Here is an 18611-nt window from a genome sequence, read left to right on the forward strand (position 1 = left end):
AATATCATACGGATATATTGAGCCATTGCTCATTGTCTCTGAGGCATTATGAAGTGCGACTAAGCAATACCGTCTCAATAAAAAGCGTAACGCATGGTTACTATCACATAGAAACAAATAAAAATTTACCTAGGATTATACGCTAAATTGACCTAAAATTGCCAGTCAGTAATAGAATTTAACGAATGTTGGTGCCGATTCTACGTATTACAACTTATGGTTATGATTGTTTGATTTCGATTGTATCCTATCTCTATTTGAGCAGATTTCTGACCTATTTTATTTGGTTTTTCGAATCTGTCTATAATTTATGCCGCGTTTGCGTGGTGTTTTCTATCGTGGTCTGATGCTTCGATTTCGTTTTATTCTCAACAATGTAATTGTCTAAATTTATTGCCAATATTATGCTTTATAAGGAATGCTATATGTGTGCTGTGCCTGTCATTATCCCGGCTATTGATTTAAAAGATGGTAAGTGCGTACGTTTAAAACAAGGCCGTATGGAAGATGATACGGTGTTTTCTGATGACCCAGTTGCCATGGCGGCACGTTGGGTAGATGAGGGCGCACGCCGTCTGCATTTGGTCGATTTGAATGGTGCTTTTGATGGCGTGCCAGTACACAGACAAGTGGTCAATGATATTACCAAAGCATATCCGAACCTGCCTATTCAATTGGGTGGCGGCGTGCGTAATATGAATACTATTGAGCAATACATTACTGCCGGTCTGACCTACATTATTATTGGTACAAAAGCTGTTGAAGATCCGGATTTTGTTGCTAAAGCTTGCCGTGAATTTGCAGGACACATTATCGTTGGTATCGATGCCAAAGACGGTATGGTAGCCACTCATGGCTGGGCCAATGTTACCGATACCAAAGCGACCGAGCTTGCCAAGCGCTTCGCTGATGTGGGTGTTTCTTCTATTGTGTATACTGATATTGCCCGCGATGGCATGATGCAAGGCGTGAATGTTGAACAAACCGTCAATTTGGCGCGTGAAGGCGGATTACCTGTGATTGCATCAGGCGGCGTTACTGATATGAAAGACATCGAGCTATTAAAGCCTTATGGTGATTGTATCGAAGGTATTATTACTGGTCGTGCTATCTATGAAGGCACGTTGAATTTGAGCGAAGCGCAGCTTTACTTAGATAGCTAAATAAATTAAAAATTAGTCGGTTAAAATCAGACAGCTAATTATCAGCAATCAGCTAAGCGAGAAAAACCCGTAAAAAATAAAGGATGCTTATGGCCAGTTATTTTGACCGTCCAATGATACGCCGCTTTATAAATGCGTGGGGTCAAATGGTGTTGCTGTTAAGCATCTTTTGTACGTGGCCCACCTATGCTGCTGGTGAAGAACTCTCTGGCATTGCAACCGTACTTGGCGTGGAAAGTACACAAGAGGCAACACCTGATAGTGATTCTGCGCCAGACGAGGAAGCATCAGACCCCGCCACCTCATTATCGACACCTGCTCAGCCCCCTGTCATCAGCGGCGAGAGCACCAATAACGGTCAAATTGAAATCACACCCACCCCGCAAAAAGATAATGAAATCCGTCAGCGTATCAATGGTATTTTCTCTGAAATCGAAGGCCTACAAGCCGTTACTGTCAGTGTGAGCCAAGGCGTGGTCACCTTGGCAGGAGAGACTGCCAACGAAAAAAAAGCGCAGCAGGCCATCAATCTGACCAACCGTTTGACTGATGTAGTCACCGTTGATGACAATATCAATCGAACGTTGGACGTTCAAGAGAATGTCTCGACAGTTTATCAAGGACTGAAAGCGCAACTGGAAAACTTAGTGAAGGCGTTACCTTTACTGTTAGTCGGCATCGTTATCTTTGCATTGGTGACATGGTTTGGCAGTTGGTTATCTAATCGCAAGAGAATGTGGCAGCGCTTAACGCCAAATCCGTTTGTCGCCGAGCTATTATCACAAACAGTCAAAGTTATTTTTATTATTTTTGGTCTGATCTTGGGACTGAGCCTTATCGGGGCAGAAACCATCTTAGGTACTTTGCTTGGCGGCGCAGGTGTCATCGGTATTGCCGTTGGTTTTGCGGTCAAAGATACCATCGAAAACTATATTGCCTCACTAATGCTCAGTATCCGCCAGCCATTTCGCGCCCGTGATCAGGTGGTTATCAATGGTCAAGAAGGTATCGTGGTTCGCCTTACTTCGCGAGCCACGATCTTGATGACGCTAGATGGTAACCAGCTGCGTATTCCCAATGCTGAGGTGTTTAAAGGCACCATTCTCAACTATACCAAAAATCCCGAGCGCCGCTTTACTTTTGAATTAGGAGTGGATGCCAATGATGATCCGCTAGCAGCCATCAAAGTAGGACTGGATGCGATCGATACGCTCGCATTTGTATTGGATGAGCCCAAAGCCATCGCGGTGATTACCAATGTGGGTGATTCCAATATTGTGCTAGAGTTTCAGGTTTGGGTAGATCAATCAGAGACGGACTTTGCCAAGGCCCGTAGTATTGCCATTCGTGAGACCAAGCATGCACTCGAAAACGAGGGCTTTAGTTTACCTGAGCCTATTTATCGCCTGCGGTTTAATAACAAATTAGAAAAAGCCTTTGAGCACATGCAGGGCAGTGCGGATAGCGCTAAATCTGACATGACCATCACCCCAACCACGCCTGAGCCTGTTGCCGAGCCTCAAGCTGATGAGCGTCCTGTTGACGATAAAGATAAAAAGCAAGCGAAGGCGCGAGCCAAAGTTATTTTGCAAGGCCGTAATGCTGATGATGTCCTCGATGCTCGCCCTGATGACAAGCTGATGGAAAAGGTCGAGCAAGAGATTGCTCAAAGCTCAGATGAAACGGATTTGCTCAATAATAATAGTCCGCAAGAATAGTAAGAGATAGTAGGTTTAAAAATAGGCACAAAAAGTGCAATCGAACTCGTATTTGGTAGCTAATCAAAGACGAGATTTTTTATGGAAATGAAGCATGTAACTATATTTGCCGTAATCGGCATCGTGGCACTATTGGGCTTTAACATCATCAATGGCAATAGTCATGAGAAAAACAGAGAGGTTGCCATTAGCAGTACTGTTTCTGAACAGCCTACAGCAGCTGTATCTGATGCAGATAGCTTTAAGAATAGCTCTGCAAATATCGCCAGCAAACCACTTGGCGAACAGCCAAAAGCCATTTTAGATGATGCAACCAATAAAATCGATCAAGCACAGCAATCTGAGCAAGATCGTTTGGAACAGATGAGTAATGCACAGTAAAAAAATATTTAACCTAAAACTATAAATAACAAAGCATAAAAAAGGGCCAACGTTATCGTTAGCCCTTTTTTATTTATGGTGCTACAGTTTCAGATTAGCTTTTTTTTGCTAGAGCTTCTACGACTACTTCTCTTTGCTGGACCTTTCTTAGACGGCTGTTTTTTGGCAGGCTGTTTTTTGGTCTGATTCATGGCACTAGACTGAAGTTTTTCTTTCAAATCAAAATCAATTTGCAGTAAGTCCATGTTGACGCCAGCAACCTGTACCTTGACCAAGTCACCAAGTCCAAACAGCTTGCCCTTGTCTTTGCCGATGAGCTGCTGTTGCTGCTCATCATAAACAAAGAAATCATCGCCCACATTGGAGATATGTACCAAGCCATCGATGTATAGATCAGTCAACGTAACGAATAGGCCGAAGTTGGTCACGGTCGTCACAACCCCTTCGAACTCTTCACCGACATGATCCGTCATATAATGACACTTGAGCCAAGACTCTACAAAGCGAGATGCTTTTTCTGCACGGCGCTCTGTATCAGACGTCTGTGTACCCGCGCCGTCAAGTGAAAAATCCATGACAGGTTGCTTGCTGTTTGTTACTTTTGCTTTGATCGCACGATGCAGCATTAGATCTGGATAACGGCGAATCGGCGAGGTAAAGTGGCTATATTCATCATAAGCCAAGCCGAAGTGACCAATATTGTCAGGGGCATAATTTGCCTGCATCATCGAGCGCAGCAACATGCTATGAATGCTAATCGCATCTGGTCTGTCTTTGGTTGCTTCAATAATACGCTGATAATCGGCTTGCGTTGGATTCTCTTCTGGGAAGGGTAGGCCAAAGTTTTTTGCATATTCGTGAATACGCATTGATTTTTCATTATCAGGCTTATCGTGGTTACGATATAAGACTGGCAGCTCATGTTTGAGTGCAAAGTTTGCCGCGCAGGTATTAGCGAGGAGCATACACTCTTCAATCAGCTTCTGAGAGTCACCGCGAGTACGCGGTAATATAGCGTCAATCCCGCCTTTTTCATTAAATTTGATGTAGGTTTCAACCGTCTCAAACTCCATGGCATGACGCTCTTCACGTTTTTTGAGCAGTAACTCATAAAGCTGATGCAATGTATCAATCGATTTTTTGACGTCTTTATTGCCCGTTAATGATTTAGGAAGTCTTTTATCAGTCGGATTGACAAAATAGTCGTTCACTTGGTTATACGTGAGACGCGCTTGTGAGTGCATCACTGATGGATAAAACTCATATCCTGTGACCTTACCTGCACGTGATATTTTAATATCAGCCACCATGCATAGACGATCAAGATTAGGGTTCAATGAACACAGACCATTAGAGAGGACTTCAGGGAGCATTGGAATCACACGATGCGGGAAGTATACAGACGTACCGCGCTCGTAAGCATCTTGATCTAGTGGTGAGTTTGGCGTGACATAGTAGCTGACATCCGCAATTGCGACCACGACGCGGTAGTTGCCGCCTGAGCGCTTCTCAGCAAATACGGCATCATCAAAGTCACGAGCATCTTCACCATCGATAGTAACGAGTGGCAGATGACGCAAATCTGTGCGACCTTTTGTGTCTTTCTCAGTTGGTTCTTGATATTCAGCAGCTTGTTTGAGCGCCGCTTCACTGAAATCTGATGGGATATCATAGTTGAGTAAAGTGGTCTCAATAATCAGCTCTCGATCGTTATCATCAGACAATACCTCAGTGATTTTGCCAGTGGCAAATTCATGCTGGTTCGGCCAGTCGATGATATCGACTTTGACAGGCGCGCCTTGTTTGATATTGAGGGCTTGGACATTATCATCAGTGACAGTGATTGGTTGATGACTGTTTGGACTACCAAGCTCAACACAATAGCCGTCTTCATCACGCGCAAGTGTACCGATAAAGTTGTTCTGGCGGCGCTCAATCACATCGACAATACGACCTTCAGTACGACCGCGATTGTCTGTTGACGTGCCAACTGCTGCTACTGTATCGCCATTGAATACCCAGCGCATTTGTTTTTCATGCAAAAATAAATCTGGCATATCACTTAGCACCACAAAGCCAAAGCCTTTTGGATGTGCAGATACGGTGCCTGTAACGATATCTTGCTTAGTGACTGTGCGATAGCGATAGGGACGGCCTTCGCGATTGACTTGACCGTCGCGTGCCATGGCTTTTAGGCGATTGCCCAAAGCATCAAACTGATCTGGATCTTCAATCTCAAAGATCTGCGCCAGCTGCTTGTGAGTGACTTCCCCATGCTCACCAATCGTACTGAGTATCAACTCACGACTAGGGATTGGGTTGTCGTATTTTTGTGCCTCACTTGAGGCGTTTGGATCATTCCAACTCATAAATTACCGTATCTATTTTTTAAATTATTAATAGTGACTATCTTAACACGAACGGCAGCGCAATATCTTGCGTCAATTGCCTTATGTGCCTTCAATAGCAAAAAGCGTTGCATTTTTAAATGAACGCTATTGGGATCAATCAAATATCGATATCAACACTGCTTGATTGATTGGTGATTTTTTTACTGTCTAGCTCTTTTGAGACTTCTAGCACTGTGGTTTGATTTGATTTATCCAGGTATTTCTGTGCTTTATCGACTTCAGTGGTCAAGCTATTGACCGTTTGTTTCATATTTTCTAATGCTTCGATTTTATAATTACTAATCATATCCATGGTGTCATAGACATTATTGAAGGCATTTTGCAGTTTATCAAGCTCAATGCTACTACTTGTTGCTTGTTCATGAATCTCACCTGACTGACGCTTAAGCATGGCAGAGGTTGATTCAATCAAGCTACTCGTGGTTTTATTCAATGCCGTAATCTGATCAAGTACCAGCTTTTGATTGGTCATGGCTTGAGCAACTACCACCGCCGTACGTAGTGCTGAAACAGTGGTCGTCGTTGCTCGATCAACCCCTTTAATCAGCTCTAGATTGTTTTTACGGATGGTGTCGAGCGCTAGATAACCTTGTACGTTGACGGCCAACTGAGTTAAAAAGTCAGTGTTTTTTTGACGCACATAAAACAGCATCTCTTCTTTGATAATACGCGCTTTTTCAGGATCAGTCGCTTCTATGGCGTAGACTTTTTGCTCTAGTTGCTCATCTATCTTTTTGCCAACATAGATATACTGGCGTATAGACTGCATCAGCTCCCACATATTAACTTTTTCTTGCTCAATCATTGCATTGTCTTTGAGCAATTCATCTTTACCGTTATATAAACTGGTTACTACTGCATTGATATGCGATTGCGCTGACTCATACTGACGGAAATAGTCTTGCACTTTATTACCAAATGGAATCAGACCGAATAGCTTACGTGAATTGGTCAGCTCTTTTTTGCTTGGGTCTAAATCTTCGACGATACCGCGTAATTCGGTTAAAGATTTGGCAATAGGGGAATTGTCAAACAAGCTGTCATTGAGGCTTTTGGCCGGTAGCTCAAGCATACGATTAGAGACTTGAGCGGATTCACGAATCTCTTTGGTGCCCAGATTATGAATGGATTGGACGTTTTGCTGAAATTCTGGACTGTGCACGGAGTTAGTAATCACGTGATCGACGAACGCATCCACTTTGGCATCCAGCTCCGGAATTTGGCTTTCATCCAACTTAACCATTTGATCGGCTTCACTTTTTTGTATTTCTTTGACAGGTTCAGGCGCTGTGAGAGAGATACTAGGAGTTGTGGCGTTTTCTGGTGGTGTTAATTCTTGCATGAAAGTTCCCTTGATGTCAGATAAAAGCAGTGTTTTTATAAACGACTCTATTGGTCGTGATATAGATTATTGTTGTACACTGACTAAAAATTTTGATAAATGCTGATTAGCAAATATAAAACAGATCTTTAGACTACCGCGTAATCAAATAGTTGAGAAGGTAGATTTTGTAAAATAGCGTCAGCCAATTATATCTGGCTAAATACATTTAAAAGAGACAGTAGGCAGTCCAAATAATAAAAAACCATCAATATCCCGTAGCATATTGATGGTTAGATTTATAAATAACTATATGGACTGACAGCCACTACTTAAAGCAATCTCATAAAAGACTATTTTTTCTTTGTAGGTCCAAGCAGCATACCCATTTGGCGACCTTCCATCTTAGGATATTGTTCGACGTTTGAGATATCAGCAGTATCTTCAATGATACGATCAAGTTGTTTGCGACCAAGATCTTGGTGCGCCATTTCACGTCCGCGGAAACGGATGCTAATTTTAACTTTGTCTTGATCTTCCAAGAAGCTGATAATTTTTCTCAGTTTAACCTGATAATCGGCTTCTTCGGTACTAGGACGTAGCTTCATCTCTTTGAGCTGAGTCTGCTTTTGGTTTTTCTTAGCTTCTTTAGCCTTTTGCTTTTGATCATAGAGGAAATGTTTATAATCCATGATCTTACATACTGGCGGCTTAGCTTCAGGAACTAATTCAACCAAATCTAGGTTTTCATCACGTGCCGCTTTCATCGCGGTTGCGATATCAACCACACCCATTTGCTCGCCATCTTCTTTGACGAGACGGACTTCTTTGACGTTGATATCTTCGTTGATGTTCAAACGGTTGGACTGTTTAATAGGTATTACTCCTCATCTGTTTTTGGGGTCTGTCGGCCTTTTTTACTGACAGCGGTCTGTACTAATGTAATAAATTCAGAAACACTCATCACGCCAAGGTTCTCACCTTCGCGCGTTCGGACGTTGACACTGCCCGATTCCACTTCTTTATCCCCTAATACTAGCATATAGGGAATACGTTCTAATGTTTTCTCTCGTATCTTAAATCCAATCTTTTCGTTACGCAAGTCGCTAACGGCACGCAAACCTGCATTTTTGAGCTCACTAACCACGTTTTCACAGGCATCAGCTTGCTTATCAGTGATGTTCATGACCACAACTTGTTGCGGTGCTAGCCATACTGGCATCCAACCAGCATAGTGTTCGATCAAAATACCAATGAAGCGCTCAAATGACCCTAAGATGGCACGGTGCAACATAATAGGCACTTCACGATCGTTCTGCTCATTGACGAACTCAGCATCGAGGCGCTCAGGCATATTGGGATCTACCTGAATGGTACCGCATTGCCAAATACGACCTAACGAGTCTTTTAGACTAAACTCAATCTTTGGACCATAGAAAGCGCCTTCGCCAGGTAGATAATCCCAGTCTAGGCCTGAGCTATCAAGCGCATCTGCTAACGCCTTTTCTGCAAAGTCCCAAGACTCATCACTACCAACACGTTTTTCGGGACGAGTAGAGAGCTTCATAATAATGTTATCGAAGCCAAAATCTTCATAGACAGCAAGCGTTAGCTTGATAAATTCTGCTACTTCTTGCTGAATCTGTGCTTGCGTGCAAAAGATATGAGCATCATCTTGCGTAAAACCACGTACGCGCATCAGACCGTGCAATGAACCTGATGGCTCGTTACGATGGCAAGAACCAAATTCTGCCATACGTAGTGGCAAATCACGGTAAGACTTTAAGCCTTGATTGAACACTTGCACATGACAAGGGCAGTTCATTGGTTTTACGGCATAATCACGATTTTCACTAGAGGTCGTGAACATATTAGTTGCGTAGTTGCCCCAATGTCCTGAGCGCTCCCACAGACTGCGATCAACGATTTGTGGCGTTTTGATCTCTTCGTAGCCGTTATCGTATTGTACTTTACGCATATATTGCTCAAGTACTTGATAAATTGTCCAGCCATTGGCATGCCAGAACACCATACCTGGGGCTTGCTCTTGCATATGAAATAGGTTTAACGCTTTACCAATTTTACGATGGTCACGTTTTTCTGCTTCTTCAATACGCTGGATATAGGCTTTTAGCTGTTTTTTATCAGCCCAAGCAGTACCATAAATACGTTGCAGTTGCTCGTTTTTCGCATCACCGCGCCAATAGGCACCTGACATTTTGGTCAGTTTAAATACTTTCAAAAAGCGCGTATTGGGCACATGCGGGCCACGGCACATATCGACGTATTCTTGATGATGATACAGACCAAAAGCTTCTTCACCTGGCATATCATTAATCAGTTTTAGCTTATAGTCTTCGTTACGTGATTCAAAGATCTCAATTGCTTCGGCACGTGGCGTCATTTTTTTGATAACGTCATAATCTTGCTTGATCAGCTCCATCATGCGTTTTTCAATAGCTTCCATGTGCTCAGGCGTAAATGGCGTTTCACTAAAGATATCGTAATAAAAACCATCATCAATAACAGGACCAATGACCATCTTCACATCAGGATATAGCTGTTTAACTGCATGACCTAATAAGTGAGCGCATGAGTGACGAATGATATCGACACCGTCATCGTCTTTTGGTGTCACGATTTCAACGTTGGCATCAGCGACGATAGGATCGTACGCATCTACTAGGTGACCATTGACACGTCCAGCAACTGTCGCTTTAGCGAGCCCTGCCCCAATACTTTGCGCCACTTCCATGACTGTTGTATGACCTTCGAAGTTTTTCACGCTACCATCGGGTAAAGTAATCGCTACCATAATCTATTCGCCTGTTATTAGGTCCGTTGGCAGTGATGATTGCAACCATCAATCATATAACCGTAAGACCGCATCAATTATATCTAATCATTGTGATATATAGTAAGAGTGACACATTACTTGCTACTGCTTTGTACTGCTATATATTGTGGGTTTTATTGGTTATTCAAGAGTGTTTAACCAATAACGACATCATAGACAGAACTTTGTCATCTATCTAATACAGATAATCAGCAAAAATAAGTAATGCAATAAAAGGGTGATTATAGCAAAAACCGTCTACCAAGACTAGATAGCAAGGGGTAGAGCCTTAAGCTCAATAAGAGATAAACTGCGAAAGTTATTTTTGAACATTTCAAAACAGAATGTTGGCAAAACTATATAAAACTTGGCGATTGACCCTCTGTATAGCGATGTTTGTAGTAATATCAATATTGAAGGTGGAAGAAGTAGAAGCAAATTCAAAGAGGTAAAAATACTTCAAAGATAATAAACGGCAATACATATCTGATAAAACTGTCAATCAGAGCACACTTCTATTTTCTTTCCTTTTAAAGCAGCCAGCTCCAACCCATTGAAAAAGCTATCTTTTTTATATTCTGCTAAAATAAGTCCAAAAACATCAACAAAACAGGTTGACACAAAAATTAAACCCTCTATAATACGCCCTCATCAGACGAACTGGCAGTGAGAGAAGTGTAGATTACACATTAATAACGCAGTTAACCTGGCGAAACAAATTATAAAAAGTCTTGACAATTCAAATCAATATGATAAGATAGTCGGCTCGCTAGATAGCTTAACTGGCAACAGGGAAGGCGAAAAGCGTAAGTAATACCCTATATATCGATGACTGGACGACAGTGATTGAAACTATTTAAAAGCATAACTAAAGAACAACTTGTGTGGATTTTTGCTGATTCAGAATGCTAAAAAATAAAGTTGGTCGACTATCTTTTCGGTAGAACACCAACTATAAAAATTATCATTTAAGACAGCAGAAAAACTCAAAGTTAATTCATTACGAACATAATTACGAGCGATTTTGCCAGATTAAATGAGCCAAGATTAGAAGTCGTCTTACTATTTATAGTGAAGACTTCAAGCAAGATTAAACTGAAGAGTTTGATCATGGCTCAGATTGAACGCTGGCGGCAGGCTTAACACATGCAAGTCGAGCGGAAACGATGATAGCTTGCTATCAGGCGTCGAGCGGCGGACGGGTGAGTAATACTTAGGAATCTACCTAGTAGTGGGGGATAGCTCGGGGAAACTCGAATTAATACCGCATACGTCCTACGGGAGAAAGCAGGGGATCATTAGACCTTGCGCTATTAGATGAGCCTAAGTCGGATTAGCTAGATGGTGGGGTAAAGGCCTACCATGGCGACGATCTGTAGCTGGTCTGAGAGGATGATCAGCCACACCGGGACTGAGACACGGCCCGGACTCCTACGGGAGGCAGCAGTGGGGAATATTGGACAATGGGGGGAACCCTGATCCAGCCATGCCGCGTGTGTGAAGAAGGCCTTTTGGTTGTAAAGCACTTTAAGCAGTGAAGAAGACTCTTCGGTTAATACCCGGGGACGATGACATTAGCTGCAGAATAAGCACCGGCTAACTCTGTGCCAGCAGCCGCGGTAATACAGAGGGTGCAAGCGTTAATCGGAATTACTGGGCGTAAAGCGAGCGTAGGTGGCTTGATAAGTCAGATGTGAAATCCCCGGGCTTAACCTGGGAACTGCATCTGAAACTGTTAGGCTAGAGTAGGTGAGAGGGAAGTAGAATTTCAGGTGTAGCGGTGAAATGCGTAGAGATCTGAAGGAATACCGATGGCGAAGGCAGCTTCCTGGCATCATACTGACACTGAGGCTCGAAAGCGTGGGTAGCAAACAGGATTAGATACCCTGGTAGTCCACGCCGTAAACGATGTCTACTAGTCGTTGGGTCCCTTGAGGACTTAGTGACGCAGCTAACGCAATAAGTAGACCGCCTGGGGAGTACGGCCGCAAGGTTAAAACTCAAATGAATTGACGGGGGCCCGCACAAGCGGTGGAGCATGTGGTTTAATTCGATGCAACGCGAAGAACCTTACCTGGTCTTGACATACACAGAATCTTGTAGAGATACGAGAGTGCCTTCGGGAATTGTGATACAGGTGCTGCATGGCTGTCGTCAGCTCGTGTCGTGAGATGTTGGGTTAAGTCCCGCAACGAGCGCAACCCTTGTCCTTAGTTACCAGCACTTCGGGTGGGAACTCTAAGGATACTGCCAGTGACAAACTGGAGGAAGGCGGGGACGACGTCAAGTCATCATGGCCCTTACGACCAGGGCTACACACGTGCTACAATGGTAGGTACAGAGGGCAGCTACACAGCGATGTGATGCGAATCTCAAAAAGCCTATCGTAGTCCAGATTGGAGTCTGCAACTCGACTCCATGAAGTAGGAATCGCTAGTAATCGCGGATCAGAATGCCGCGGTGAATACGTTCCCGGGCCTTGTACACACCGCCCGTCACACCATGGGAGTTGATTGCACCAGAAGTGGTTAGCCTAACTTAGTGAGGGCGATCACCACGGTGTGGTCGATGACTGGGGTGAAGTCGTAACAAGGTAGCCGTAGGGGAACCTGCGGCTGGATCACCTCCTTATAGACAGCATTCGCTCAGCAAGAATTCACAACAAGTTGTTCTTTAGTTTAAGCTTACGTTTTAGGACGTATTAGGGTCTGTAGCTCAGCTGGTTAGAGCACCGTGTTGATAACGCGGGGGTCAGTGGTTCGAGTCCACTTAGACCCACCATTATTAATGTAGGTGAAAGAGCCCTAAGTAAATCCGCTTTAAGGGATTTCCTCTTGCGCTCGGATCGAAGCAGTGCTTCGATTGTATCCTCGCTCAGGGGCCATAGCTCAGTTGGTAGAGCGCCTGCCTTGCACGCAGGAGGTCAACGGTTCGACTCCGTTTGGCTCCACCACTACATACAGCTAAGCTTAGCGTGCTAAATAAAATAGGTATCAAATAGAAACAAGTGATTTGCACACGATTACTTCTTTCTGTTTTATACAGAAAACTATGACTCGACGAGAGCATAGGAACTATTTAAAAACATAGATATGAGTCTGGGTTAGGATGAGCGTATTCACGCGCCCATCTTAACCTTAATAACTCACCTCTTAACGACATTGTTTGTTATCCCAGGGGTGAGTTATTAAAAAAGTAAAGAGAACTGAATCAAGCGTATAAACATAGGTGATATCGTTATCATAATTAGATTGTATGACACATAGAAGTCGAAAGACTACTTGGGGTTGTATGGTCAAGTAATGAAGCGCACATGGTGGATGCCTTGGCAGTCAGAGGCGATGAAAGACGTGACAGCCTGCGATAAGCTTCGGGGAGGCGGCAATATCCTGTGATCCGGAGATTTCTGAATGGGGAAACCCACCTACCATAAGGTAGGTATCCTAATTTATTAGGAAGCGAACGAGGGGAAGTGAAACATCTCAGTACCCTTAGGAAAAGACATCAATTGAGATTCCCCTAGTAGCGGCGAGCGAACGGGGAGAAGCCGATTAATGCTAATGTAGAAGAACAGCGTGGGAAAGCTGACCATAGTAGGTGATAGTCCTGTATTCGAAACATTAGCGTTAACATATTAAGTAGAGCGGGGCACGAGAAATCCTGTTTGAAGATGGGGGGACCATCCTCCAAGGCTAAATACTCCTGACTGACCGATAGTGAACCAGTACCGTGAGGGAAAGGCGAAAAGAACCCCTGTGAGGGGAGTGAAATAGAACCTGAAACCGTGTGCGTACAAGCAGTGGGAGCCCACTTGTTGGGTGACCGCGTACCTTTTGTATAATGGGTCAGCGACTTATATTCTGTAGCAAGGTTAACCGTTTAGGGGAGCCGTAGGGAAACCGAGTCTTAATAGGGCGACTAGTTGCAGGGTATAGACCCGAAACCGAGTGATCTATCCATGAGCAGGTTGAAAGTGCCGTAACAGGCACCGGAGGACCGAACCCACTGTCGTTGAAAAGCCAGGGGATGACTTGTGGATAGGGGTGAAAGGCTAATCAAACTCGGTGATAGCTGGTTCTCCCCGAAAGCTATTTAGGTAGCGCCTCGGACGAACACCATTGGGGGTAGAGCACTGTTTCGGCTAGGGGGTCATACCGACTTACCAAACCGATGCAAACTCCGAATACCGATGAGTGATATCCGGGAGACACACGGTGGGTGCTAACGTCCATCGTGGAGAGGGAAACAACCCAGACCGCCAGCTAAGGCCCCAAATTCCTAGTTAAGTGGGAAACGAGGTGGGAAGGCATAGACAGCTAGGAGGTTGGCTTAGAAGCAGCCATCCTTTAAAGAAAGCGTAATAGCTCACTAGTCGAGTCGGCCCGCGCGGAAGATGTAACGGGGCTCAAACTAGGAGCCGAAGCTGCGGATTTGAATTTGTTTTCAAGTGGTAGGGGAGCGTTGTGTAAGCCTGTGAAGGTGTGTTGTAAAGCATGCTGGAGGTATCACAAGAGCGAATGCTGACGTGAGTAACGATAATGGGTGTGAAAAGCATCCACGCCGGAAGATCAAGGGTTCCAGTCCAACGTTAATCGGGGCTGGGTGAGTCGACCCCTAAGGCGAGGCCGAAAGGCGTAGTCGATGGGAAATCGGTTAATATTCCGATACTTGTTTATAATGCGATGGAGGGACGGAGAAGGTTATGTCAGCCTGGCGTTGGTTGTCCAGGTGAAAGGATGTAGGTTTATAGCTTAGGTAAATCCGGGCTATTCTATACCGAGATCTGATAGCAAGCTGTACATGTACAGCGAAGTGGCAAATACCATGCTTCCAGGAAAAGCTTCTAAGCAATAGTTATAAACGAATCGTACCCTAAACCGACACAGGTGATCAGGTAGAGAATACCAAGGCGCTTGAGAGAACTCTGCTGAAGGAACTAGGCAAAATGGTACCGTAACTTCGGGAGAAGGTACGCTGTTGGTGGTGATAGGACTTGCTCCTTGAGCTGCTGGCAGTCGCAGATACCAGGCTGCTGCAACTGTTTATTAAAAACACAGCACTCTGCAAACACGAAAGTGGACGTATAGGGTGTGATGTCTGCCCGGTGCTGGAAGGTTAATTGATGGGCTTAGCGTAAGCGAAGGTCTTGATCGAAGCCCCAGTAAACGGCGGCCGTAACTATAACGGTCCTAAGGTAGCGAAATTCCTTGTCGGGTAAGTTCCGACCTGCACGAATGACATAATGATGGCAGCGCTGTCTCCAGCAGAGACTCAGTGAAATCGAAATCGCAGTGAAGATGCTGTGTACCCGCGGCTAGACGGAAAGACCCCGTGAACCTTTACTACAGCTTTACATTGAACTTTGACCTGACTTGTGCAGGATAGGTGGGAGGCTTTGAAACCGAGACGCCAGTCTTGGTGGAGCCATCCTTGAAATACCACCCTGGTCATGTTGGGGTTCTAACTCAGGTATCACAATACCGAGGACAATGTATGGTGGGTAGTTTGACTGGGGCGGTCTCCTCCTAAAGAGTAACGGAGGAGTACGAAGGTGCGCTCAGACCGGTCGGAAATCGGTCGAAGAGTATAAAGGCAAAAGCGCGCTTAACTGCGAGACCCACAAGTCGAGCAGGTACGAAAGTAGGTCTTAGTGATCCGGTGGTTCTGTATGGAAGGGCCATCGCTCAACGGATAAAAGGTACTCTGGGGATAACAGGCTGATACCGCCCAAGAGTTCATATCGACGGCGGTGTTTGGCACCTCGATGTCGGCTCATCTCATCCTAGGGCTGAAGCAGGTCCTAAGGGTATGGCTGTTCGCCATTTAAAGAGGTACGCGAGCTGGGTTTAGAACGTCGTGAGACAGTTCGGTCCCTATCTACCGTGGGCGTTGGAAATTTGAGAGGATCTGCTCCTAGTACGAGAGGACCAGAGTGGACGAACCACTGGTGTTCGGGTTGTCATGCCAATGGCATTGCCCGGTAGCTACGTTCGGATGGGATAACCGCTGAAAGCATCTAAGCGGGAAGCCCACCTCAAGATTAGATTTCCCCAAAGAGCCGTTCAAGACTAGGACGTTGATAGGCAGGGTGTGGAAGCACAGTGATGTGTGTAGCTAACCTGTACTAATTGCTCGTTTGGCTTGACCATACAACACCCAAGTGGTTTGTATCAAGTCTAATTAATCTATCTTGTATAGCCCAGGCTATAGAAACAGACAGAACATTTCGATATCACCGTTAACCTTGATTCAGTTAGGGTAAGTGGTACTTATCAAAAGTCACACAAACAGACTCATATCTAACCCCCTTTGCTGACGACAATAGCGCGATGGCACCACCTGATCCCTTCCCGAACTCAGAAGTGAAACATCGTTGCGCCAATGGTAGTGTGGTTCGCCCATGTGAGAGTAGGTCATCGTCAGCTCCTTATTCCTGATTAGCCCCCTTAACTTAATTGTTAAGGGGGCTTTTTTTATCTGATTGTTTAGAGATTAGAAAGATTGCTTAATAGTTTTGAATATTACATTATATAGATATCTTATACAGTGCATAATGCAATCTGAATTTTTAAGCTATAAAGATAAAATATCAAAAATAAATATAATAAGTTCAAATTACTCATTTGAAGAGGATGTATTCGTAAATGGAAAATAATAATACAGTGTGGATTCCCGTGTCAGGACTAGTACTAATTACGATTATAACTTTTGTGTATATTTACTTTTTCGGTACTAACTTCTCTTTAGAACATACTTCTTGGGCTGAATTTGGCTCTTTTTTTGGTGGGGTTCTAAGTCCACTTATAGCTTTGCTTGCTATTATAATGTTATATAAGACTTTGACTTCTCAAATACTGGAATTTAAAGAATCAGTTACTTACTTAGCGAGAACAGCAAAAATTGCTGCTGATGACTTAGAGTTGACGAGACAGCAAACTCAAGATAATGAAACATTATCAGTTCTTGCGAATGCAGAAGTCCAAATTTCATTCTTATTAGATTGTGTTATTTCTGAAGAAAGAACACAGCCTAGATTGAAAATATTTCATATGTGTATCGAAAGCGCTCGGTTAGATAATCCTTTGAGTTGGAGTGATAGCTATGTAGAGTTTGTAAATACTGCACAACAAGAGGGTTCAGTGGTTTGGTCATATGTCTATTCTTTGACCGAAGTTACAGAAAGTATGGTAGAAATACTCCAGGACTATAGTAGCAATCATTCAGGCAAGTTCTCGCCAACGATTTTGTATTATCATGGTAGGTTATTACCTATAATAAAACTGCTAAATGACTGTAAGTTTATAACGGATGAGCGCAGAAAGCAGATCATACAGATAGTAGATATGCATAAATAAAGAAACTATGCAGTATGAAAGTTTTACATATAACTTAAAATAGCCATTAAGTCTAAAAAATAAGCTGAAAATTAAACCCTAACTGCTGTATTTTAAGCTACTTTATATGATCGGTATATTATCTACTCTCTACGATTAGCTTCAGTGTTCTAAGAAATTCAGTATTCAATTCACGTCTTACGATAATTGACGTTTAGTAATGACCATAAATAACTAAAGCCAGAATCTCTCCCACCAAAAAAGCCCATATTAGGAAACTAATATGGGCTTTAACATCCAGTAAAGTATCTAACAAACTAGCCTAGCCATCAAGCCCCTTCACCAAACTTACCACTTTGGAAGTCAGTGACCGCTTGCATGATTTCTTGCTGACTGTTCATGACAAAGGGACCGTATTGCACAATCGGCTCGCGTAGTGGGCGGCCCGTGATTAAGATTACTTTGGTATCCTCACTACTATCGGCTGTGATTGTAACACCGTCGGCATCTTCGTCATTTTTCAAGATAGCCATGTTTTTAGTCAGCACGGTTTCGCCTGCAATATCCACCGTACCGCGGTACACAAAGGCAAACGCATTGTGATCGGCTGGAATGGCTTGGTTAAAGCTAGTCCCTGCAGGTAGATGAATATCCAAATACGTCGGCTCAGTAATATCGCGGGTGACTGCACCTTCTACGCCATGCGATCTACCTGCGATTACCGTAACGTCTACGCCATCTACAGTTGTGTATTTAGGCAAGTCCTCACTTTGGAAGTCTTTATACCACGGATTATTCATTTTATCTTTGGCAGGTAGATTAAGCCACAGCTGAAAGCCTTCCATCGCGCCGTCTTCTTGTTCCGGTAGCTCTGAATGAATAACACCGCTCGCCGCTGTCATCCACTGCACGCCGCCGTTCTGTAATAGCCCTTCGTTACCCGCGCTATCACGATGACGCATACGGCCTGTAATCATATAAGTAATGGTTTCAAAGCCGCGATGCGGGTGATTGGGGAACCCTGCGACATAATCATCTGGATTGTCACTTTTGAAGTTATCTAGCATCAAGTACGGATCGAGGCGCTGTTGCAGCTGCTGCGTCAGTACGCGAGTGAGTTTAACACCAGCACCGTCTTGGGTATCAACCCCAGCAAAAAGCTGCTCGATTTGACGCGATTGGGTAACGGTGTCTTTTTTGCTATTCGCTACAGTATTATTCATTATTCTTTCCTGATTTTTTAATATCTGTTGGTGAGCATTGATTTATTACTCTTAGCTATTTATTTGAGGCCAAAGGGGTATATTTCAATAGTATTATATAATTTATATTAATAGGTAATAACGATAATTAAGTATTATTTAATAAATTATCAGTACATTATCAGTACAAAAGGGATTACTATTAAAGAGTAGCCAATAATAAAAATCTTACTTACCTACTGAGG

9 protein-coding genes, 2 tRNA genes and 3 rRNA genes are annotated in these 18611 nt (G+C 43.7%); 9 read left to right on the plus strand and 5 right to left on the minus strand.

Features of this window, described 5'->3' with window-relative positions; genetic code table 11:
• Positions 1-425 precede the first annotated feature (425 nt).
• From hisA to PSBA01_RS06410, 3 genes are all read left to right on the plus strand, one after another.
• Entirely contained in the window at positions 426-1163 is a 738-nt protein-coding gene (hisA, locus tag PSBA01_RS06400; RefSeq protein ID WP_075107225.1) for a 1-(5-phosphoribosyl)-5-[(5-phosphoribosylamino)methylideneamino]imidazole-4-carboxamide isomerase, read from the plus strand.
• An 89-nt stretch (positions 1164-1252) separates the two neighbouring features.
• Entirely contained in the window at positions 1253-2881 is a 1629-nt protein-coding gene (locus PSBA01_RS06405; RefSeq protein ID WP_228724657.1) for a mechanosensitive ion channel family protein, read from the plus strand.
• Between the two features lie 81 nt (positions 2882-2962).
• Positions 2963-3262, plus strand: coding sequence for a hypothetical protein (locus PSBA01_RS06410; RefSeq protein WP_071002709.1), 300 nt, complete (start codon positions 2963-2965; stop codon positions 3260-3262).
• A gap of 89 nt (positions 3263-3351) precedes the next feature.
• Here PSBA01_RS06410 and rnr read toward each other — a convergent pair whose 3' ends face one another.
• From rnr to thrS, 4 genes are all read right to left on the minus strand, one after another.
• Complete coding sequence (rnr, locus tag PSBA01_RS06415) at positions 3352-5631, minus strand: ribonuclease R (protein ID WP_186475372.1); 2280 nt, start codon at positions 5629-5631, stop codon at positions 3352-3354.
• 139 nt (positions 5632-5770) lie between these two features.
• Positions 5771-7015 carry a toxic anion resistance protein gene (locus tag PSBA01_RS06420; protein WP_071002711.1) on the minus strand — a complete coding sequence of 415 codons (1245 nt, stop codon included), beginning with the start codon at positions 7013-7015 and terminating at the stop codon, positions 5771-5773.
• A gap of 332 nt (positions 7016-7347) precedes the next feature.
• Complete coding sequence (gene infC / locus PSBA01_RS06425; RefSeq protein ID WP_071002713.1) at positions 7348-7851, minus strand: translation initiation factor IF-3; 504 nt, start codon at positions 7849-7851, stop codon at positions 7348-7350.
• A 23-nt stretch (positions 7852-7874) separates the two neighbouring features.
• The gene (gene thrS, locus PSBA01_RS06430) at positions 7875-9809 is read right to left on the minus strand and encodes a threonine--tRNA ligase (protein WP_186475373.1); all 1935 of its coding nucleotides are present in this window, start codon (positions 9807-9809) and stop codon (positions 7875-7877) included.
• A gap of 1113 nt (positions 9810-10922) precedes the next feature.
• Between thrS and PSBA01_RS06435 the strand changes: the two genes are divergently transcribed.
• From PSBA01_RS06435 to PSBA01_RS06460, 6 genes are all read left to right on the plus strand, one after another.
• Positions 10923-12461, plus strand: a 16S ribosomal RNA gene (locus PSBA01_RS06435).
• A gap of 73 nt (positions 12462-12534) precedes the next feature.
• A tRNA-Ile gene (locus PSBA01_RS06440) sits at positions 12535-12611 on the plus strand.
• A gap of 96 nt (positions 12612-12707) precedes the next feature.
• A tRNA-Ala gene (locus PSBA01_RS06445) sits at positions 12708-12783 on the plus strand.
• Between the two features lie 340 nt (positions 12784-13123).
• Positions 13124-15979 (plus strand): 23S ribosomal RNA (locus PSBA01_RS06450).
• A gap of 162 nt (positions 15980-16141) precedes the next feature.
• Positions 16142-16255: ribosomal RNA gene (gene rrf / locus PSBA01_RS06455) — 5S ribosomal RNA — on the plus strand.
• The 16S, 23S and 5S rRNA genes sit together here with 2 tRNA genes alongside, the layout of an rRNA operon.
• 219 nt (positions 16256-16474) lie before the next feature.
• The gene (locus PSBA01_RS06460; protein WP_186475374.1) at positions 16475-17185 is read left to right on the plus strand and encodes a hypothetical protein; all 711 of its coding nucleotides are present in this window, start codon (positions 16475-16477) and stop codon (positions 17183-17185) included.
• A 308-nt stretch (positions 17186-17493) separates the two neighbouring features.
• Here the strand turns inward: PSBA01_RS06460 and PSBA01_RS06465 are convergent, their stop codons facing one another.
• Complete coding sequence (locus tag PSBA01_RS06465; RefSeq protein WP_186475375.1) at positions 17494-18387, minus strand: pirin family protein; 894 nt, start codon at positions 18385-18387, stop codon at positions 17494-17496.
• Between the last annotated feature and the right edge of the window lie 224 nt (positions 18388-18611).

The organism is Psychrobacter sp. KCTC 72983 (genome assembly GCF_014280455.1).
Lineage (GTDB): Bacteria > Pseudomonadota > Gammaproteobacteria > Pseudomonadales > Moraxellaceae > Psychrobacter > Psychrobacter pacificensis.